Here is a 21,838-nt window from a genome sequence, read left to right on the forward strand (position 1 = left end):
GAAATAAATGGGCCTATTGACTCAGAAACGGCAACTGAATCACAACGCGGGTGCCCGTGGACTGTTGCTGATCGTCGTATTTGTCAATAATCTGAACACCCGCCACCTGGCCACTCCGTTGGCCAATTAATTGAAGCCGATCTTCGGTTACGCGCAGACCGACGCTTTGATGTTTGGAGGTCGTTTTTTTAAGTGATTGCGCCCGTACTCGGCCAACCCCATTGTCATCGACCGTACATTCTAAATGAGTTTCTTTCGGCTCAATCGTCACTCGGATGCATCCTTTGGATTTTTTGTGCGCCATTCCATGCAGGATCGCATTCTCGATATAGGGCTGAATGATCATAGGCGGAATCGCCGTTTTTTCCAGTGCTAATTCCGGATCAGCTTTGACTGAAAAATCGAATAGATCATCGAAACGAAGTTGTTCGAGTTCCAGATACAGGGTTAGTTGTTCGAGTTCGCTATCCAATGTTACCCATTCCAGCCGCGAGTTATCGAGAATCAGTCGCATCAATCGGGCAAATTTCACCAGGTATTTATCAGCGTTATCGCTATCGTTTTGCAGGATAAATAACCGTATGGCGTTCAACGAATTATATAGAAAATGCGGATTCATCTGTGAGCGTAACGCCTTCATTTCTGATGCGGCAATGCGTTCGCGAAGTTCGACTTTTTCCCGTTCTACAGCGGCCCGTCCCTTTTCCCTCCAGCGGGCGATAAAACCCGTCAAGGCAAGCAACGACACCAGCGTTGTGATCCGAAACCACCAGGTTTGCCAGAATGGAGCCAGAATCGTGATCGGTAATCGATAGCCCTTTTTGTTCCAGACACCATCGTTATTGGCCGCAATAATGTGTAGTACATACTCGCCGGGCGGGATATTGGTATAGCTGGCAAACGGCCGGTTTCCTTCCCGATTCCAGTCTGTATCAAAGTTCTCGAGTCGGTACGCATATTGATTATCCGCCGGATTATCATAATTCAGCGCAGCCATTTCAAACGTAAACATATTCTGTGTATACCGTAGCTCCAGTTTATCGGGTGCAACAGACGGATCCCGCACAAGCTCCTGCGTATTTACCCGAAACGATGTCAGATACACAGGCGGTACGAACTTGTTTTGCTTAATCCGATTGGGATTGGTATAAACCAGACTACGCATAGCCCCGAAATACAACCGTCCAGTGGCGTCGCGAATAGCGGAGCCCGATTCAAATTCAGAGGACGAAAATCCGTCGGCTTCGTTGAAAACAATAAATCGAGGATTTTTTATATCGGTATACGCCAGCCCACGGCTTGTACTGATCCAGAGCGTATCGCCAATTGACAGCACGGCCGAAATATCATCGTGGGGTAGGCCATGAAGAGTTGTAAATACCTTAAACTTACCTGTCTTCTGGTTAAGGCAGGCTAATCCATTATCGGTACTGATCCACATTCGCCCGAATCGATCCTCAGCAAACCCGGTTGCGCCTTCATCTGGCAAACTCTGTGGATCATCGCTATGGACATATTCTGCCAACAACCGAAAATCAGGGCTAATCTTAAACACAGGTCCCAGACCACCTACCCATAAATTCTGCTGACGATCAAGATAGAGGGTATTGTAATTTCTACCCGGCAGTTTCGCAATACGTGCATCATTATACTGGTGACTGAACCGACCCGTTCTGGGATCGTAGACATTCAGTTTTTCGTTCGTGCCCATCAACACCCGCCCATCGGGGAGCCGAAGAAGACCAAATACCTGATTCCCCGCTATGCTTTTTGCCAATACAGCGGGAGTCTTTCCAGAGTCTTCGTTAGCAATCAGTCCAGGGATGTGCTCTACTCGACCAGTTATCGGATCCAGCCAATCCAAACCACTATTTGTACCCACCCAAGTACGTTGGCGGCCATCTGCCAAAACCGAATAAGTTAAGTTGTCGGATAAACTATTGCTATTTTTCGGATCGTGCTTATACATTCGGTAGGCTTTCGTTTGCGGATGAATATGGACAGCGCCATCCCTCGTTGCAACCCATACCGAATTATCGGCCGGATCAATGGCTAAGCCAGCCGCGTCGAACCCCTGCGTATTGCTGGGCTGATAATCGATCTCATCATAAAGCGAGTGCAGCTTATCGACTCCGGCATTAAACCAGCAAACGCCCGAATCGTCGGTTAATACCCATATGACGCCCGACTGATCTTCGAAAAGACCACTAATGGAATTGGAAATCAGACTTCGCGGGTTGTTTTCGTTGTTCTGATAGAGAAGAAACTGATTGGTTACTCCATTGAAATGATAGAGACCGGTTCGATTGACACCCACCCATAAATCGCCAGACCGGGTAAACAGAAGGGCTGAAATAGCCTGATCGGTCATGGCTAACTGCGATACAGGCCGAAATACACCCGTTTTTGGATTCAGCCGGGTTAAATAACCCCGCTTGGTACCAATCAGAATCTTACCTGTTTTTGGATCACGAGCCAGGGCAGTAATGTATCCATCGGGAAGCGAAGCCAAAACGGCTTCATTCTGACGAAAGGAGCGAATCTGTTTCGTTTTAATGTCATACGTAAACAACCCATCCTGAGTGCCGATCCAGAGCGTATTTCCATCGAGCAGTATCCGGCGAACAGATTTCACATCGACTGGTGAAGCATTTCCAATCGGCATATCCAGCCGATCTACCTTACCTGTAGCCGGATCGAAGCGTACCACGCCCCCTTTGGTTGCCAACCATAATTTCCCATCCTGACATTCGAGAATTTGCCGGATAAAATTACACCCAGCCCCTACATCGGCAAACGAATACCGCTGAAACGACTGTGTAGCGGGTTCATACCGGTTCAGGCCTTCCTGAGTACCCACCCAGAGCGTACCGTTTCGGGACGTAAATACAGACCGCATGATTCGGTGGGATAATGACCGGGGATTACCCGACACGCGGGAAAACGTAACGCACCGTTGCCCATCAAAACGGCATAAGCCATTTACGGTAGAAATCCAGATAAAACCTGATTTATCCTGGGCAATGGAATTCGTAAAATTGGTTGCTAGTCCCTGCTGTAAATTCAATCGTTGAAATGATACAGCGGGTGCCTGAGCCGAAACGAGCCCCGAATTGATAATCAGAAGTAGGACAGAAACATAGTTTTGCCAGTGGAAACGCCATCTGGTCATCCAAAAGTCAATACGATTCGACTTACTATCGCAATCACAACGACGCGTCATACGGCAGAGGAAAGTAGAACGAAAGATAGTAAGAAGCTAGTACAGCTCAAGAAATCCGATTTCATAAGTCGGTCTAATCCACTAAAATACCCTGAAAGGCGAGCTCTGGACTAGGCTGAATCAATAACAGGTAGCAATTGGGAAATAACTGGTAGAAAGCGCCAGATAACCGCCAAAATGCCCCTAAAAACTGGGTTAGGTCTGATAGTTATTCACTCAGATAACCAGTTATGCGTCCAAATCCACTCAGTATTAGTTGGGGCTATGTTGTTTTAGAGCGTATTCGTTCTTTTGTTCATTCATCAACTAGTGGAAGTATTACGCGTGGCAAATGATAAAAAAACAGTTTCGAGACCAGCCCATCTCCAGTCTTTAAAAGAAGAACTGGAGGTAGAACGGACTATTAACTTCTTCGCGATGTCGCTGCTGGAGCAGAGTACCGTGAACGAAGTATTATGGGACGTGGTCAAAAACTGCATTGCCCGTCTGAAATTTGTTGACTGTGTGATTTACCGGCTCGACGAAACCCGAAACGTATTAGTTCAGCAGGCAGCACATGGGCCCAAAGGACCGGCTATTGGCATCATCCATCATCCTATCGAACTAACTGTTGGTCAGGGAATTGTGGGCAGCGTTGCCCAAACCGGCCAGCCCGAACGAATTGGAAATACCGCCCTCGATAGCCGATACGTTGCCGATGATGCGATCCGTTACTCCGAAATAACGGTGCCCATCTGGCTTAATGGGAAAGTTTGGGGCGTTATCGACGCTGAGCATCCCAAACGGAATTTCTTTCGTCCCCATCACCTGACTATTCTGACCAAAGTTGCCGCACTTTGTGCCCAGAAAATTCGGCGGGTCGAAACAGAACTTGCTTATCAACAGGTGCAACAGCAATTAGCCGTCAATAACCGGCGAATTGCTGAAACCAAGCTGCTGGCCATGCGGCTGCAGATGAATCCGCATTTTGTGTTCAATAGCCTAAATGCCATCAATAAGTTTGTTCTGGAAAATGAATCCGAACAGGCATCCTTATACCTGACCAAGTTCTCCAGATTGATGCGGCAAATCATGGCGAATACAACGACCGAATGGATCTCGCTGAGTCATGAGTTAGCGGCTTTAAAACTTTATGTAGAACTTGAACTGCTGCGTTGCGACCATCAATTTGATTTTGTACTGAACGTAAGTGAATCGCTGAATCCGGAAAAGGTATGCATTCCGCCAATGGTAACCTATCCGTATATCGAAAATGCGATTCGTCATGGATTACTCCACCCAACCGTCGACAAGCCCACTCTACACATTGATTGCTGGCAACAAAACGGCTATTTACTCATTGAAATTACGGACAATGGCATTGGTCGGGCAGCTTCTGCCAAATCCCAATTGCGTGGTCTGACGGCCCATAAATCGTATGGGCATACCTTTACCGAAGAGCGCTTACAGATAATGAATGAAATGTATGGCGTGAATGCCGGTGTTTACTTTACTGATTTAACAAAAGCGAATGGCGAACCGGGCGGAACCCATGTTACTTTTACCATGAAACTCAAACAACCATGACTGCTCTACTAATTGACGATGAAAAACACTGCCGCGACGTTCTGACGCTGCTTCTGAAACGCTACTGTCCAACTGTTCAGATTCTGGCGAACTGCGCCAGCGGATTTGAAGGCGTGACTGCGATTGAGTCGATGCAGCCCGATCTGATTTTTCTGGACATCGAAATGCCCGGCATGAGTGGTTTCGAAATGCTGGAAGCTTGTCGTTACAACGGGTTTCGGGTCATTTTCACGACGGCTTTCAACGAATATGCCATCAAGGCCATTCGACACAACGCACTGGACTATATCCTGAAACCAGTTGATAAAGATGAACTGATACGGGCTGTTATCAAAGCAGAACAGGAGCAAACCGCCCAGGTACCGAGCAACGTGGAGCAATTGTTAGGGTATTTACAAAGCCAACGCGGTGGCGATCGGATAGCGCTCCCAACGATGGAAGGACTGCAAATTATTCATAGTGAAGAAATTTATTACTGCGAATCGGATGGGGGATACACGCGCTTTGCCTTGAAAAATGGGCAGATCATCCTGATTTCCAAGACGCTAAAAGAAGTTGAAGACGTACTGGAAACAAAAGGATTTTGCCGGGTACACCACAGCTATTTAATCAATTTGCGCTACGTACAGCGATACATCCGGGGTGATGGTGGCGAAGTCGTCATGGCCAACAACAAAGCATTGCCCGTTTCCCGGAATAAAAAACAGGAGTTTCTGAGTTTGCTGGAGAAAATATAAGGATTTGACGAAATACGATTTGAGATACTCCCCGTTGCTGTGTCCTCACAGCGACCTATGCGTCAGCAATGGTCTACTTCCAGACAGGTTGCTGTGAGGACACAGCAACGGGAATAAAAAATTAGGGGTTACGATTTTGAGTTGATACTCAAAATCGTAACCCCTAATTCGTAAATTAACTTTTACTTCTCCGATTTCCCTCCGCCTACTTTTCCAGCTTTGTTAGGCTGCGCAGCGGTTGTTGGGTTTTTCACGTATTTATCCAGCCAGCCGTTCATTTCCCACAGCATGTGCAGCAGCGATTCTTTTGAATCGTAATGGTGGCTTTCGTAGGGTAGGAAGACCAATCGGGTTGTGGCACCGAAACCTTTCAGGGCATTGTAATAGCGCTCTGACTGAATCGGGAAGGTACCCGTGTTATTATCGGCTTCACCATGCACCAGCAACAACGGCGTTTTCATCTTGTCGGCATTCATAAACGGCGACATTTTGCTGTAGACTTCGGGAGCCTGCCAGTAGCTACGTTGTTCATTTTGAAAACCAAACGGCGTTAACGTACGGTTGTACGCACCACTTCGGGCAATCCCCGCTTTAAACATTTTACTGTGGGTAAGCAGGTTAGCCGTCATGAATGCACCGTATGAGTGACCACCCACACCAACTTTCGTTGAATCGACAACGCCCAACCGAACACCTTCATCAATAGCAGCTTTGGCGCTGGCTACTAATTGTTCTACGTATGTATCGTTCGGTTCTTTGTCGCCCTCACCAATAATAGGGATGCTGGCATTATCCAGAATGGCGTAACCCATCGTAACGAAGGCAGCGGCACCCCAGTAGCTAATCCGGTTGAACTGATACGGCGAACCCGATACCTGACCAGCCGCATCTTTACTCTTAAACTCAGCCGGATACGCCCAAAGGAACGTTGGCAACGGGCCTTGCTCTTTCTTATAACCTACTGGCAAATAAAGCGTAGCCGTTAGATCGACGCCATCGTTCCGTTTGTACCGAAGCTGCTGTTTCTGAACGCCTTTCAGCTGCGGATACGGATGCGGGAAGAAGGTAACTTGCACTGGAGCAATACGCGCTTTTAGGTTGCGAACGAAATAGTTTGGATTCTCGTCAGGCGTTTCACGCGTGGTCAGAATGACTTGTTTAGTAGCGTCCAATATGGCAATAGGTCGTTCGAAATAGGGAGCCGCCGATCGCCAGAGTTCTTTCGTTTGCTTGGTCTTCAGATTTAGGCTGCTTACAAACGGGCGATCTCCCTCGGGCGATGAACCTTGTCCATTTAGCATCAGAATTTCACCAGATGGTAAAATATTTAACACTTCGCGACCATACTGATTCTGCTTCGTATCAGGCTGGCCAGGGTTATTGTAGCGATCTTCAGACGACCGATCAAACAGAACCGTCGCTTGCCAGGTAGTTGGATTTAACAGCTTAGTAACGGATTTGCGACTCTGTCTCCAACGTTCATTCGCAAAAGCTATTGATTCATTTCCCCATTCGAAACCACCGAAACGGTATTGGGATGCATAAATTTCTTTAGGCTCAGCCGTAAATGGGGCATCGATCAAATAAACCTTATCCCGAATATCGGCTTTCACCTTCGGATCACCGTTATCCTGGGCAACAATGTAATAAGCCGAGGCTGGTACATCGGCACGCCAGGTATAGTCGCGCGGGCCAGTTGCTACCCCATCCGTATACGCTACGGTTTCCTGCAATGGACTATCATTCAGTGTTTTTACCAGCGAACCGCTCGTTGCGTAGATTTCCGTTTTGAGTGGAAAGCGATACACTGGCACCAGATAAGAGAACGGTGTATGAATGGTTTCGATCATCACATACTTCCCGTCCGGCGACGGATCAGCGGAGAGGATAACCCCTGGCTGACCGATGTTGGTAACTGAGCCATCCAGTCCTAACCGAACAACCTGCGAAGTCGTATAATAGGCAAATTGCTTTTCGTCAGATGGGCTTTTGAGCAAATCCTGATAGGTAGGTGCCTGACCACGAGTACCTTTCACGTTTTCCTGTGTGGTTGGGCCAACCGGAACACGGCTTACTTCGGGAGCTGGACCACGGCCGGCCGGAACGGCTTTCAAAATCAGACTTTTGTTATCCGACAGCCACCGATAAGGCATACCCAATGTTGCGTTCAAGGCCAGCGAACCAACTTTCTGAGCCGTTGCGGTAGCGACATCAATCACATACAGATCAATCCGACTATCGGTCGAATTGGCGAAGGCAATTTTTGAATCATCGGGCGACCAATGAACGAAACTGATCATCGGCGAAGCGGGCAAGCCTGTAATTGCTTTTTCGTCTTTATCGGTTAGTTTTCTAAGCTTAAGACCCGTAATATACCGCGCCCGGCTAGGCCCGGTATTCGCAGGATTCAGGCGAAGACCAGCCAGTTTGAGTTCAGGCTGCGACAGTTCGGCAATGGTCGGAACTTCGGCCTGTTCCAGCATAATCATCATGTCCCCTTTTGCCGACATACTCACGCTGGGAGTAGCTGGCACGGTTACCAGATCAGCTAATGGTTTGGGTGGGGTTTGATACGAAGCGGCATCCTGAGCCTGTCCAGCAACGGAAAACGCAAGGCCGAAACTCAGTAAGAGCCATCGGCCTGAGCGACTAGTAAAGCGGTTTGAAAACATACATTACGTAGTTTTAGGTTGTATTTGAGGTGTAATTGAGCGTTACTTAAATGATATTAAATTTAGTACAAAATTAGGCATACCCTTGAATTTATGGCTGCCTAAAGCCTTTTTTATTCATCAATACCATATAAAATTTTATTATTTCTCCCGACTCCATATTTCGGCCACCTTTCCACCTGTCGAACTTTGGCCGCTGTGATGCCATTCAGCCCCACTTATTTCCGCATTGAATGTCAGCGAATTGCCAACACGACTGTTATCACGAGAGAATAGATCAATCGTTTCAGTGTATTTGCCATCTTTCAATATATAGGTTCCCCCACCTGTTCCAAAAAATTGCTTGGTCTGCGGATTGATCGCTACCCATTGAAATCGGCTTCCCGTCAGTAATTTGAGTGTTTTGCGAGCTCCTCGTTGCATGGTCGTAATTTGCCCGGCATCGTTTGCCCGGCCTGTTATGCGCCAGAGTCCCGTCAGCGGAGTTGGTGACTCATCGACACGAGTAAATACCTGATTACCACCTAGCCCGTTTATGGTCAACTGGTTATTGCGTATCGTCATCGAATAGGGTATAGTTTGCCCAACCCGACTGCTATCCTGCGTATCGAATTCAACCAGCAACTCCAGTTTATCGCCCTCCTGCCGATAGCTACCACCGCGCGTACTGATATAGAGATTAGGTTCATACGTTGTCTGAATCAGATAATTATCAACAAGCGTCAACATAACCGTCGTGTTACTGGAAGGCCGCACTAATCGCCAGGCGCCTTCTGGTTTCCCGGTCTGACTAAATCGAAAAGCGGTTGATAGGCTAATAAATAGCACAAGCGTGCCAAAACAGACGTATTTTCCTGATTTCATGATTGGTCGGGGTTTAGCTGATTGTTCCGGTAAATCTACGTATTGTTAGCCCAAAACGGCTGGTTATTTATTCCGTATAGTTTCCCGATTGTCGTCCTGCCAACTTCGCTTCATGAAAACTCTCACAACGATCAACTGGGTGCTGGTTGGTCTGTACGGCCTGGTAATTTTGTATCTACTTTTCGCGAACAACGGCCCCAATAACGATGCTGCAGGGCGGAGTATGCTCAGTGGATTTATCTTCGTTTTACTCGTTTTTGTCGGTGGCCTGGTCTTTTTAAATATGCGGGATTCCCGAGCAGCGAAAATTACGATGACGGTTCTCGGCGGAGTGCCACTCTTACTTATTTCGACGAACTTGATTGTCGAGGCTCAAGCTGAAAAACGGCGCGAAAAAGAAGATGCCCTGCAAGCGGCAACAGCCATTCCGGTTACGGATGAAGACCTTGCCAAACAACGAGTAGAGGATTTTCTAATCTGGTATAAAGACAACCTTCCTTACATCAGTCAGATTGATCTTGTGGATCAAGAACCGGGTAAACCGTATGCAGTTAATGCCAGGAATGCCGATCGATACCTGACTTACCTGAGAAGCAGCGAAATGCTAACAGATCATTTTGTGGATGAATGGAATACCTTTTTTAAAGAGCGACAGGAAGGATTTGAACTGACTCATCAGACCGAAGGCATTCCCACTGGTTTTGATTACGACCTGGTGATGCTTACGCTCACGCAGGATGTCGCCAAACAGATGGACTCACTCAATACCCTGAAGATCAATTCAGTGGATATAAATAAGGACAACGCTTCAGTAAAACTTTTCTTGGTGGAGGATTACGAATTCAAATTGGTAAAACAGTATAATAGCTGGTTTATTGATGAGATTCTGAACCTCAGCGCTGAATAACGTCATGGAACGTACATTGACTCTAGTATTTACCTGGGTCGCTTTTCTACCCCTATTTTTCCTGGTGGGCTACGGACTAGTCTGGTGGCTTACCAGCAACAGTATTGGTGGCTCCGACGATCGAATGGCCAATGGTTATTTGAGCATTTTGGCAGGACTAATATTGGTCGGTGTAGAATTTTTTCTGGTTCTCTATATAGCTGGCCGTTATGTACAACCCAACCAATTGAATTACCTAAAATTGGTCGATGGCGCTGTCGTAGGTTTATCCCTTGTTGGTTGGCTAATGTATTCCAATTACGAAAGTCGGGCTATTGATCCGGCTATTAAGACTGTAACTTACACAGGTTATCAACTGAATCTTGATCTGGAGGTCCGCATCGAAAAATCCTTATTGGCTGGAGCCCGAATCGACTCACTGGTTCGCGTCCGTTTCATGGGTGGACGAACGGATACGAATGTAGCTCAAGCCAACGCAATACGAAACGATCAGACAGCGGTCATTTTGCCTTGGAAAATTATTCCGCTCGCGGCAAACTCCTGGTACATTGTTCTTGAATGTGGCCAGAAATCCATGTATTTCTGGCTTCCGTCACCTAACACATTAAACTCAGTTCGCCCAGTGGGAAATTGGTCAGACTGGATCAAGCCAACCTTTGCGAATAATGGCTCTCCAGAACCAGAAGGTGTTGCTCAGGGCATTCGAGTTCGTGCCAGGTATCAACTCGTTCCGGATCAACAGGTATCGAACGAAAAAGTAAAACCGTAAAAAAAGTTTCTCTCGATTCGAATGGGACTTCTCCATTCTTTTGTCTTTTATCCAGCACTACACAACTCAATATAAAATACTAAAATTGAGTCTATTACGACTTATTTTTTCGTTATGTCGGCTATGCAGACGTCCCTCTGTTTTTTTCTAATCTTCTCCGCCTTTTTTGCAACCGGCCAATCCCTACGCGACACTCCTCAACAGGCGCTCAACCGTTATGTTGCGTTCCTGAACCAGTCTGTCGATGAAGTCAGCGACCGTTTTCAGACCATACAGGTATATCATGAAGCCATCGGTTCGTATAGACCGCAGGGGCTTTTCCCCATTCGAATTACTCCGTCGAGGAATGTCGAAGAGTATTATTACAAAAAAGCAATTGCCAGCGACGCCTTTACCGAAGCGGAGAAAGAGCGTCTAAAAACCCGTGCACAGGCACTTTGGAAACTCCTGAATAAAATCGACTCAACGGTCAAAGCGATCGAAACCTACGACCGGCTCAAAGATTATCAGCGTGACGATTTCAAAAAAGCGCATAGTTTAGTAGCTGACTTTCAGAAATTAACCACACAATTCAGTCAGGATAAAGATGCGTTTTACAAACAGATCCAGCGCGTTTACCGGCGATATCAGCCTTATCTGCCCAATGATCCTTACCTCTACACCGAAAAGGAAATGGAACAGATCCTGGCCAGTCAGCAGCAGTTGCTCGATACATTAAAGTATTACCTCAATCAAAAAAGTCCATCAAATTGGCCAGTCGAACTGGTTCAACAAAGTATTCTGGCGGATGAAAAACTGATCGCCAATTTAGGTCAGGCCAAATCTTATATTGCCTATCCGGCATCTGATATGATGGCATCGTTTAAATCCGGTTTACGATCGATTCAGTCGCTGAAAAAGCAGGCTGTTGATGATTATAATTTTGCCGCCCGGCAGTCGTCGCAGCACAGTAATGCATTTTATAAAAGCTTTATCAATTACTACAACGGCGATTTATTGAGCTGGTATGAGCAATTTGTCAACTACAGTACATCGGCCAAACACCTGCTGAACTACCCGAAATACGCACCCGTTTTTTCGGTCGATGTTCCCCAGGCGCAAAGCCAGCAATCGTCCCCAACAGCAGCGTTCAAAGATGCCAAACCCATTGCGTTTACTGTAAAACCCGCCCTATCTCCAGCGAGCCCAGCTACGTTCGAAGCGCTGACGGGCTATATCGATTTCATCAACGAATCCTTGCGGCAGATGAATCAGTTGCAAGTGCTGCTCCGCAATTATCAGTCATCAGCAGACTATTTTCGGAATCGACCAACTACCAGCCGTCGGGCCAATCTGACCTATAATCACGACTCGTATAAAGTCCCCGTTTCCGAGCATCAGCTCCTGCAAATCAACGCTACCCAAATTCCGCAAGCTTACCGGGCCTCTATCAACGGGCAAGCCGATGTGCTGCTGAGTATGTTAAAAGAAATGGATGCGCTGAGCATTGAACTGATCAACTACACGAATGGCAAACAATACGAGCAGGACAATCTAAAACGCTCCGACGCTATTCTGGAACGATATGCTTATCTGTTCGATACGTTCGATCAGAAAAAAGAACAGCTCTACCACGATGTCCGTCGAATTCATGAAAGTTATCCGCTAAAAAAACCATCGGATTCCTGGAATGTGGCCGGTAAAGCGCTGCTCGACATGATGGATGCCAACAAAAAAGTTCTATTCGGTGTACGCGCTTATCTAAAACAGGAAACGCGTCATCTTCCAGCAACCGACTCATTAGAAACCGAAGCTCGAAACCTGATTATCAATGAGTTCAAAAACATGAAAGGTCTCCAACGATATGGGCGTAGTAATGGATTATGCCCCTATACGCCGTATGAGGATCTTTCTGAGAAATCGATCAGGCTTGGCGAGATGGCTGAACACGTATCGGGGAAATCGGCAGCGGATGCGTACGAGCCGTTTTACTATTTCTATAATGAGCTGGTATACAGCTACAATCAATTCAGCGAACTGGCAAAAACCAACGTTCTAAAAAACATCAATCAGCCTAACGTTTTGATTTTGCGCCGATCCGCGCCAACCTCTCCCCCGCCAGCTGTCGTAGAAACAGATACCAAACCAGGGGTTAATTCGATAGCTACCAAAGCCACCATTGATCCATCTACAACACCCAAATCAACTCCGACAAGTAGTGTTACGACATCGGCTGGGCAAACCGTTATCCAGCACGATACAGTTTACATTAGCCAGTCGAAAACGGATACCGTTTATATTGATCGATCAAGACCTCTTACTGTCCCTACGTCATTAGACGGATTTGCGGCCAATAACATGGTGCTGCTGTTAGATGTATCGGGTTCGATGGATTCGCCGTATAAATTACCGTTGTTAAAAACGTCCATTAAATCGCTGCTTAAAATCGTACGGCCCGAAGATCAACTCTCTATTGTGGTTTATTCAGGAAAGGCCAAAGTGGCATTAAAATCAACATCGGGCAGCGATGCCAACGAAATTGCCCGTGTGATCGATCAACTGCAATCTGATGGTGATACTGATGGGAATGGCGGCCTTAAGTTAGCTTATAAAGTTGCCGACAAAAACTACATCCGGGCTGGTAACAACCGAATCATTCTGGCAACTGATGGTGAATTTCCGGTCAGCGAGGAAGTCTATCAACTAGTTGGGAAATCCACCAATCAGGATATTTATTTAACGATTTTCACCTTCGGCAAAAACGAAATCAACGGTCAGAACCTCAAAAAATTAGCGCAAACAGGAAAAGGCAGTTACACGCACATCACGCGGGAAAACGCCAATCTACAATTAATTCTGGAGGCACAGGCGAAGAAGGTTCGATAGCAAACCTAAAAGGTCTCACAGACCTTTTAGGTTTATTTTCACCACCTTACTGATTGAAATGTCCAGCCGGGTTGTACTTTTTGCATTTCAATTTCATCGTCGCGTTTGGTCAGTCCGCAATCCAGATAGTTTTGATGCAATTTAGCCAACGCTTGGCGGTCCAGTTCGACACCCAATCCAGGTTCTTGAGGAACAGCTACCGACCCTTCTTCGAATGCCAATCGACCACCAACAATGACCTCATCCGACTGCCAGGGATAGTGCGTATCCAGCGCATACGGCGCTTTGGGCAAAGCCGCGCCCAAATGAACCATCGCGGCCAATGAAATACCTAAATGGCTATTAGAGTGCATTGATAGACCTCGTCCGAACGTGTCGCAAATGGCAGATAGCATCATAGATGAACGAAGTCCACCCCAGAAATGGTGATCGCTCAGAATAATATCTTCCGACCCAACGGCAATACTATTGGGAATATCACCAAACGAAGTTGTACACATATTGGTCGCCAGTGGCGTTTTCAATACTTTCCGCACCGTCGCCATGTTAGCCTGTCCACGGACCGGGTCTTCCAGGTATTCCAGAATTGGCTCCATCATCTTGCCGTAATGAATGGCTGTGTCTACTTTCCAGATAGCATTCGGGTCAACACGCAACGGCACATCGGGACCAAAGGCTTCATACAACGCAAACATGGCATCGACTTCCTGCTGGGGTTCAAACACACCGCCTTTCAACTTAATCGACTGAAACCCAAATTCAGCGCACATCGCTTTTGCCTGTGCAACAATCCCAGCGGGATCAAGCGCAGCCGCTTGCCGACCAGCCGCCCAACCAGTGGCATTTGGGTCAAGACCAAAACCTAGTTCGCCACCGGCTCCTTCATATTTGTAAAACAAATACGCCGAAAACGGTACCCGATCTCGCATCTTGCCGCCCAACAGATCAACGACAGGTCTTCCGGTTACTTTGCCAATAATATCTAAACAAGCTACTTCAATTGAACTGAAAATATGGACAAGTTTTCGCTGATCCCAAGGCGTTTCGCCCCGTTGTGCCGTCGTTTCCGTCCCGAATCGGTTAACTAGCGCCTGCTGAATTTCAGCGAGTTGGAATACATCTTTACCAATTAGTAAATCTCTGGATTCAGCCAGCGCAGCATCAATGTCTTTATTTCCTGGAATTTCGCTGATGCCAGAAATACCATCATCGGTAACCAGTTCGACAATCGTGCGTAACGCATAAGGGGCGTGCAAACCAGCCGCATTCAATAGTGGCGGATCAACAACGGCAATGGGTGTAATATGGATTTCCTGAATTCGGGGACCAATTTTATAGGGCATATACTATCAATTACGATTTACGATGGATGATTTACGAAGTGGGCAACTTCCCGTGTCTGTGAAGACACAGACACCTGTGCGTCAGCAAAGATTGACCTTCCGGAGAGGTGTCTGTGAGGACACAGACACGGGAGAGCTTCTGGAGACTCCTGACCGAGTTTACTGTGCTTCGTCGTTTAAGGTTTGGAGCAAGCCTTTTATGTAACCGTAGCAAAATGAAAAGGCTTGCAAACTGCTGGCGGGGTCGGCATGGAATGGTACGTGATCGGGCATCACCATTCCCGAATAGCCAACGTCGCGCAACGCTCTGACAACATGCAGGAAATTCATATCGCCGTTATCGGGATATACTTCCTGAAAATTATTCCAGCCGCCTTTGATATTTCGCAGATGCACATTAAAAATCTGCCCCCGCTCGCCGACCCATTTGATGATCGGAATGATTTCAGTCTTAGGATCTTTCAACCCCTCGGCAATCGATCCAATGCAGAAATTGAAACCGTGGTATTCGCTGTCATATAATTTTGCAAACCGCTGAATACCCGCAAAAACGTTGGGGCTATTCCAGCGCGTAATACCCCGATAGCCAGCAGGTGTCGGCGGGTCGGCAATGTGATTGGCTAACTTCACTTTATACTCTTTCGCTACGGGCAACAGTCGATCCAGCAAATATGTAATTCGCTCAAACATTTGGTCGATCGATACATCGCCCGCTATTGTTTTGGGATCAGCCCGTTTGAGGGCTTCTTCGTAATTCCAGGTACTGTAAGCTGCATTTCCCCGCTTTGGATCAATGGTTTTGCCAGTTCGTAAAACGGGCAGAATAGTTGTATTATAATTCAGCACTTTTATCCCCGTTTTTCCGGCCACCTGAATCATCTGCTGAAGAATCTCAATCTCGCGATCCCGCTCCGGACTTTTGCCGAGCATAATATTCGGATACTGAGCCTTGTCGATTCCCGATGATTCGAGCGGAAAATGATAGGCGTCCAGACTGATTCCGTACTGTTCACAAGCCTCCCGTTTGGCCAGCGAATCGTCCAGGTCCCACCCTTTTCCGGGAATCGTTTTCGGCGCACCGCCGTCGATATTGTATACGCCGTGACGCGCTTTAAACTCCAGATTTTCCTTCGTTGTCCCACCCGACTGGCAGCCGACTTTCATCAGCACTTTCTTCGGATTAATAATCGATTCTGCCTTCGCCGACTCAGGCACCCAAGCTGCTGATCCGACCGAACCAGCCGCCATAACACGAATAAAATGCTTCCGTTTCATGGTTGGTTAAGAGACTAGTAGGTTATTTCCTATTTATGAACTGGCTCGTAAAACCAATCGATTTCCTTCGCAATCGTTGATCAGCGCCATATAGCCCAATTCAGCTGAGATTTGCTTTTTAGGTTGTACGATGCTGCCTCCCAACGGTTCTACATGGCTAAGCGCTCGCTCCAGATTATCTACTTTGAGATGAAGCGTTACACCCTGTTCGGAGGGATGATACCATTCTCCCTGACAAAGTGCTCCTGAGGCCATACTGGGCGGGAACATCGCCATTGTCAACGCCCCCAAATCCATTATTTCCAGCTGAATATCGAACAGTGTTTCATAAAATAGCTTTGCCTGGTCGAATTTGTAAACCGGAATTTCAAACCATTGTATCCAACTATTCATCTGCTTGCTAAAGGTTTAGTACGGTTAAATGTATAAGATAGTACTATGTAAAGCAAACTATTGAATAGGTATTTCGGTGTAGATACCAGAAGAGTAGATAAACTATTCCAGCAGTAACAGCAGAGAGCTATGATCTAACTCACCATTACCCTGATCAACAGCCTGTTGCATCTGTTTCGCAACCTGAGCCGTTCCGACAAGTGGTACTGATAGTTCTTCGCCTGTCTGCAATGCAATACCCATATCTTTTCGATGCAGTTTAATCTTGAAGCCGGGCTTGAAATTTCGGTCGATCATGCGTTTACCATGCAGATCCAGAATGCGACTTTGGGCAAATCCCCCCAGTAAAACCTCCCGCATTTTCTCCAGATCAACACCTGCTTTTGACGCTAGTGCAAACGCTTCAGCAACGGCCTGAATGGTCATACCAACAATCATCTGATTGCAGGCTTTCGTGGTTTGTCCAGCACCTGGTTCGCCAATGTGAACAATATTTTTGCCCATCGCCTGAAACAGCGGCAATGCTCGATTAAAAGCAGCCTCGCTCCCACCGACCATAATCGACAAGGAAGCCGATTCAGCTCCAACCTGACCACCCGATACAGGTGCATCCAGCGCATCGACACCTTTAGCCTGCATGCCATCATAAATAGCTCGAGCCGTACCTGGTGCAATCGTAGACATATCAATAAACAAAGCACCCGACTGAATGCCTTCCAACACACCATCCGGCCCATTCACCACCTGATTAACATCGGGCGAATCGGGCAGCATCGTGATAATGATATCCGATTGCTCAGCTAAGGCTTTGCTAGTGGAAAACGTCTGAGCACCAGCTCCCACTAAATCAGCGGCAGCTTTGCTTTGGCTCAGCACCGAAACCGAATAACCGGCTTTAATCAAATTCAACGCCATGGGTTTTCCCATGATCCCTAATCCTATAAATCCTACTTTTTCCATCTTTCGCTCACTGACATTTTATACTAAAGGAAACAACTGCGCGGCAATCATAATGACAATCAGACCTGTTAATCCCATCACAACCAATAACGGTGAAATGGTTTTGAGGGCTTCTTTTTCGGTTAAATTACTGAGTTTACAGACGATCCAGAAACCAGCATCATTCATCCAGGGAACCAGTTTTGACCCGCAGCCAATAGCTAGTCCCAGGTATAACGGATGGAAGCCCAGGTTGGCATTGCTGGCCATACCGGAAAGGATTCCCGATGCTGTAATCAACGCAACTGTAGCGGAACCTTGCGCCGTCCGGACAACGGCCGCGATAAAGAAAGCCATCGGGATAAGGGCCATCTGATAGTCTTTTGTCAGGTCGGCGATGCGGGCACTGATTCCCGTTTGCTGCAGCATACCGCCAAAAGCACCACCGGCTGCGGTGATCAAAATAATGCCTCCACCGCTCATTAAGGCGGCCTGAACAAAAGGCGTTAATCCTTCTTTGTTGTCCTTCTTTTGGCTTGCCAGAATCAGTAAAGCGGCAATTCCACCCGATACCACAGCAATATTTTTATCACCAAAAAACTTAACTAGGCTGATCAACTTGGCTAAAAATGGCGAATCGGTTAGAGGAACGCCGGGTTTAGCCATAGCCGTGAAAGCGGTATCGGCACAGATAAAAATGAGTGGAATCAAAACCGGCAGTAAGGATACGCCCAGACCTGGCAGGTGTTTATCTTCTTTAGCCGCAATAGCCTTGATGTCTTCGATACGAGCGTCTAGCGCATCGCGTAGAGGAGTTGGCCATTTTCGGTTCGCCCAAAGCGCAAAGAAATAGCCGCTCGTGATGGTCATCAGGCCTACAATCGTGCCCGCAATCATCATCATGCCAATTGGAATGTGCATCTCGCCGATCAGAAACAGGGGGCCGGGTGCGGGCGGCACCAAGGAGTTCGCCATAGCGGCACCGGCCATGATACAGAGAACCAGCAACAGGTAATTTTTCCCAATGCGCAACGTCATGGCTTTGGCTAACGGCATCATCAGGAAAATAACCGTATCGAAGAACACGGGAATACCGATAAAGAAGCTGCTGATCAGAAACGCGATGGGGGCTCGCTCAACGCCCGTCAGGCGAAGCATGGATCGGATAATTCGCTCAGCAGCCCCGCTTTCCAGCATACATTTGCCAATAATAGCGGCCATCGCTATGAGGATACCAATTTTGCCACAGGTAGCCCCAAACTCAGTAGCAATTCGTTCGCCGATATTCTTTTTCGCTAAAGCTGCCGCAGCGGCTGGAGCCGTACCTTTAGCAAGGGCAAACTGTTCGATAGCCGAAGCTGGTGTCATCAGGGCAACGACAAACGCACCTAATAACAACGCCAGAAAGGGATGCAGTTTCAGCCCAATAATACCACCGACGACGATAATCACACCGGCGGATAGAATCAATAAAGGATCAGTCATGGAGGAAGGGTTTGGTACTTGAAACTACTTATTACTAGTTCGAAAACTATCTAGTTTTTTTGCCAGATTTCGAGCACCATCGGCAACGAAGGTAGCGTCGGCTCCGCAGGCAATCAGGCGTATGCCGAGGTCTTGATACCTCTGATAATCATCGGGATTGAAGAACAGAATACCCGTCGCTTTTCCGGCTTTCTCGGCAGCATCGACCGTTGCTTTGACGGCTTCTTTGAAACGAGGATGATTGAATTGGCCGAAAATACCCAGTTCCATCGACAGATCAGCGGGTCCAATGAACATCACATCGACGCCATCTATGTTAGCAACTTCATCCAGGTGATTCAACACCTCAACGGTTTCAATCTGAACGACGCCAAGAATAGTTTCTCTGGCTTCCTGATAATATTGATCGAAGGATTGCGCGAAGCTGGTTGCCCGAACCATTTTGGCAACTCCCCGACCTCCATGAGGGGGATAATGCAATCCGTGAACGACTTTTTTCGCATCGTCGGGATTGCCAATTTTGGGGCACATAATGCCTTCTGCACCCATATCCAATACCCGGTGAATACGCTGGCTTTCTGCGCTTTCGACGCGTACGATAGCTCCTGCCGATGTATGTTCAAGCGCCTGTAGTTGATACAGTACATCTTTCTCCGAACCAGCACCGTGTTCGAGGTCAATCAATACCCAATCAAAACCCGCCTGCCCAACAATTTCAGCAGTGATCGAACTTCCCAGGTTTAGCCAACACCCATTGAGTGTCTCTCCCTGTTGAAGTCGTTTCTTTAAATTTTTCATACACCCATAAAGGCCGAAAAAATTCAGCTTTACTACTCTCTATGGGGAGATTTACGCACTAACTAGTAAGCGTAACGGATGTTTATACGCTATTGACAACCAAAAGGAAGGAAGTTATTGACCTATCTAGAAACCCGTTGCTGTATAGTCTGTTGATACAACCCGGTTCCAATCAGGGTGGCGTTTTAGGTAGGCGCTAACAAATGGACAAAGCGGCACAATTTTGAGGTCTTTCTGTTCGATGTATTCCAGAACGCCCTCTACTAACTTCGATCCAATCCCATGTCCCTCCAAACTTGGATCGACTTCTGTATGAACCAGCGCGAGTGTATCATCGCTTACCATCTGGTATTCAACAATGGATAGTTTACCGTCGGTTTCTAATTCGAAGCGTTGTCGGTGGATGTTGTTGTGAATGGCACTCATGCGTACGTGTTTTAGGGTTTTGTCAGTAGCACTACGCAAAAAAAGGCATACTTGTTCAACCGAAGCGTTGTAATTTGCCAATCTCTTTATCGAACCTACGCCATGAACCGCCTTGACCGACTAACGGCTATCCTGATTCACTTGCAAACGAAGCGTGTTGTCCGCGCTCAGGAACTAGCTGACCGCTTTGGAATCAGCCTTCGCACCGTGTACCGCGACGTACGATCGCTGGAAGAAGCGGGCGTTCCCATCGGGGCCGAAGCCGGAGTCGGCTATTTTCTGACGGATTACCACCTTCCGCCCGTTATGTTCACCAGCGCAGAAGCTAGTGCGCTTTTACTGGGCGGTAAATTGATCGAACAATGGGCCGATGCATCCGTACGAACCGAATTTGAGTCGGCACTTTTTAAAATAAAATCGGTATTGAAACGTACGGATCAGGAGCATCTAAATGACTTGGATGCGCATATTGCCGTTGCTGCTCCCAGAAGTCGCCAACCCTATTCCGACGGATTGTTGACGCATATTCAGCACGCCATCGCGCAAAACCATGTACTTGAACTTCAGTATCATTCGCAATATAATGATGCCGAAACGCAGCGCGAAGTTGAACCATTGGGGCTTCATCACTACCGCATGGGCTGGCACTTAATTGCGTTTTGCCGGACACGCCAGGATTACCGTGATTTCCGGGTGGATCGCATTCGCCAGTTGACGAACACAGGGCAGCGTTTTTCCCGGCCCGAACGACTTTCTTTACGCGAATACCTTGACCGAATGGGGCAAGATTGGCCGATTACTGAAGCCATTGTTCTGTTTCCTAAATCTTCCGTTCGGTATATGCAGGAGCAAAAATATGCTTATGGCTATCACCGGGAAGAAGAGATTGGCGATCAGATTCGCATGTTTTTTCAAACGCCCTATCCCGAAGGGCTGGCTCGCTGGTTACTCATGTTTGGCAATGTAGCCCATATCGAGCACCCTGATTTACTGCGAACGATGGTACAAAATCTGGTCGACGAATTAAACGCGCATTACACTACGCACCCTGTTATTGGCTGAATGACTACTGACATAGGGTTGTCAGTGACGGGTGCGATCTTTGTTGTAAATTAATACCTAGGCTTATGCGACACGACCTTATTGTATCCCAATCCATCGACATCAACGCCAGTCCAGAACGAGTGTGGGCAGTAATGACTATGCCTGAACTCATTAAGGAATACCTGTTTGGCACAGAAACCGTAACCGACTGGAAAATTGGCAACGAAATCATTTTTCAAGGGGAATACCAAGATCAGTCCTATCGGGATAAAGGCGTTATTTTGGAAAATGTACCGAATCGATTGTTGAGCTATAGCTATTGGAGCGGCTTTTCAGGTACCGAAGACAAACCCGAAAATTATTCTACGATTACGTATACAATCACTCCGAAAGACGATACTCAAACCGAATTCACCTGGACGCAACAAGGCTATGCGACCGAAGCGGGTTATAACCATTCGATAAATGGTATGGAAGGACTGCTCAAGCAAATAAAGGAAATAGCGGAACGATAAATCTATTTTGTCATGCT

At 47.2% G+C, this 21,838-nt stretch carries 17 protein-coding genes; 7 read left to right on the forward strand and 10 right to left on the reverse strand.

The window, feature by feature from the left end; all coding sequences use genetic code 11:
* Positions 1-13: 13 nt before the first annotated feature.
* Positions 14-3,223 (reverse strand): ligand-binding sensor domain-containing protein, encoded by a 3,210-nt coding sequence (locus ACYVE4_RS02165; protein WP_460995258.1) that lies wholly within the window; start codon positions 3,221-3,223, stop codon positions 14-16.
* Between the two features lie 309 nt (positions 3,224-3,532).
* On the opposite strand from ACYVE4_RS02165, the gene ACYVE4_RS02170 reads away from it, so the two are divergent.
* Entirely contained in the window at positions 3,533-4,789 is a 1,257-nt protein-coding gene (locus ACYVE4_RS02170; RefSeq protein ID WP_460995259.1) for a histidine kinase, read from the forward strand.
* The gene (locus ACYVE4_RS02175) at positions 4,786-5,526 is read left to right on the forward strand and encodes a LytR/AlgR family response regulator transcription factor (protein ID WP_460995260.1); all 741 of its coding nucleotides are present in this window, start codon (positions 4,786-4,788) and stop codon (positions 5,524-5,526) included. Before ACYVE4_RS02170 ends, ACYVE4_RS02175 begins: the two co-directional genes overlap by 4 nt.
* Positions 5,527-5,708: 182 nt before the next feature.
* Here ACYVE4_RS02175 and ACYVE4_RS02180 read toward each other — a convergent pair whose 3' ends face one another.
* The gene (locus ACYVE4_RS02180) at positions 5,709-8,198 is read right to left on the reverse strand and encodes a S9 family peptidase (protein WP_460995261.1); all 2,490 of its coding nucleotides are present in this window, start codon (positions 8,196-8,198) and stop codon (positions 5,709-5,711) included.
* A gap of 141 nt (positions 8,199-8,339) precedes the next feature.
* Positions 8,340-9,062 carry a membrane or secreted protein gene (locus tag ACYVE4_RS02185; protein WP_460995262.1) on the reverse strand — a complete coding sequence of 241 codons (723 nt, stop codon included), beginning with the start codon at positions 9,060-9,062 and terminating at the stop codon, positions 8,340-8,342.
* 112 nt (positions 9,063-9,174) lie between these two features.
* On the opposite strand from ACYVE4_RS02185, the gene ACYVE4_RS02190 reads away from it, so the two are divergent.
* The 3 genes from ACYVE4_RS02190 to ACYVE4_RS02200 all read left to right on the forward strand — a co-directional run bounded on the left by ACYVE4_RS02190 (position 9,175) and on the right by ACYVE4_RS02200 (position 13,603).
* Complete coding sequence (locus tag ACYVE4_RS02190; protein ID WP_460995263.1) at positions 9,175-9,969, forward strand: hypothetical protein; 795 nt, start codon at positions 9,175-9,177, stop codon at positions 9,967-9,969.
* A gap of 4 nt (positions 9,970-9,973) precedes the next feature.
* Positions 9,974-10,738 carry a hypothetical protein gene (locus ACYVE4_RS02195; protein WP_460995264.1) on the forward strand — a complete coding sequence of 255 codons (765 nt, stop codon included), beginning with the start codon at positions 9,974-9,976 and terminating at the stop codon, positions 10,736-10,738.
* 123 nt (positions 10,739-10,861) lie between these two features.
* Complete coding sequence (locus tag ACYVE4_RS02200) at positions 10,862-13,603, forward strand: VWA domain-containing protein (RefSeq protein ID WP_460995265.1); 2,742 nt, start codon at positions 10,862-10,864, stop codon at positions 13,601-13,603.
* A gap of 38 nt (positions 13,604-13,641) precedes the next feature.
* On the opposite strand, the gene ACYVE4_RS02205 is transcribed toward ACYVE4_RS02200, so the two are convergent.
* The 7 genes from ACYVE4_RS02205 to ACYVE4_RS02235 all read right to left on the reverse strand — a co-directional run bounded on the left by ACYVE4_RS02205 (position 13,642) and on the right by ACYVE4_RS02235 (position 20,262).
* Entirely contained in the window at positions 13,642-14,946 is a 1,305-nt protein-coding gene (locus ACYVE4_RS02205) for an enolase C-terminal domain-like protein (RefSeq protein ID WP_460995266.1), read from the reverse strand.
* A 159-nt stretch (positions 14,947-15,105) separates the two neighbouring features.
* Entirely contained in the window at positions 15,106-16,221 is a 1,116-nt protein-coding gene (locus ACYVE4_RS02210) for a mannonate dehydratase (RefSeq protein ID WP_460995267.1), read from the reverse strand.
* A gap of 33 nt (positions 16,222-16,254) precedes the next feature.
* Positions 16,255-16,614 carry a VOC family protein gene (locus ACYVE4_RS02215; protein ID WP_460995268.1) on the reverse strand — a complete coding sequence of 120 codons (360 nt, stop codon included), beginning with the start codon at positions 16,612-16,614 and terminating at the stop codon, positions 16,255-16,257.
* A 102-nt stretch (positions 16,615-16,716) separates the two neighbouring features.
* Positions 16,717-17,574, reverse strand: coding sequence for a 2-hydroxy-3-oxopropionate reductase (locus tag ACYVE4_RS02220; protein ID WP_460995269.1), 858 nt, complete (start codon positions 17,572-17,574; stop codon positions 16,717-16,719).
* A gap of 18 nt (positions 17,575-17,592) precedes the next feature.
* The gene (locus ACYVE4_RS02225) at positions 17,593-19,038 is read right to left on the reverse strand and encodes a GntP family permease (RefSeq protein ID WP_460995270.1); all 1,446 of its coding nucleotides are present in this window, start codon (positions 19,036-19,038) and stop codon (positions 17,593-17,595) included.
* A 24-nt stretch (positions 19,039-19,062) separates the two neighbouring features.
* A complete protein-coding gene (locus tag ACYVE4_RS02230; protein WP_460995271.1) occupies positions 19,063-19,836 on the reverse strand; it encodes an HpcH/HpaI aldolase family protein in 774 nt (257 codons plus the stop codon).
* A 126-nt stretch (positions 19,837-19,962) separates the two neighbouring features.
* A complete protein-coding gene (locus tag ACYVE4_RS02235) occupies positions 19,963-20,262 on the reverse strand; it encodes a GNAT family N-acetyltransferase (protein WP_460995272.1) in 300 nt (99 codons plus the stop codon).
* Between the two features lie 102 nt (positions 20,263-20,364).
* Here ACYVE4_RS02235 and ACYVE4_RS02240 point away from each other — a divergent pair, with 102 nt between their 5' ends.
* Positions 20,365-21,324, forward strand: coding sequence for a helix-turn-helix transcriptional regulator (locus ACYVE4_RS02240; RefSeq protein ID WP_460995273.1), 960 nt, complete (start codon positions 20,365-20,367; stop codon positions 21,322-21,324).
* A 65-nt stretch (positions 21,325-21,389) separates the two neighbouring features.
* Entirely contained in the window at positions 21,390-21,821 is a 432-nt protein-coding gene (locus ACYVE4_RS02245; RefSeq protein ID WP_460995274.1) for an SRPBCC family protein, read from the forward strand.
* The last annotated feature ends 17 nt before the right edge of the window (positions 21,822-21,838 follow it).

The organism is Spirosoma harenae, assembly GCF_054776975.1.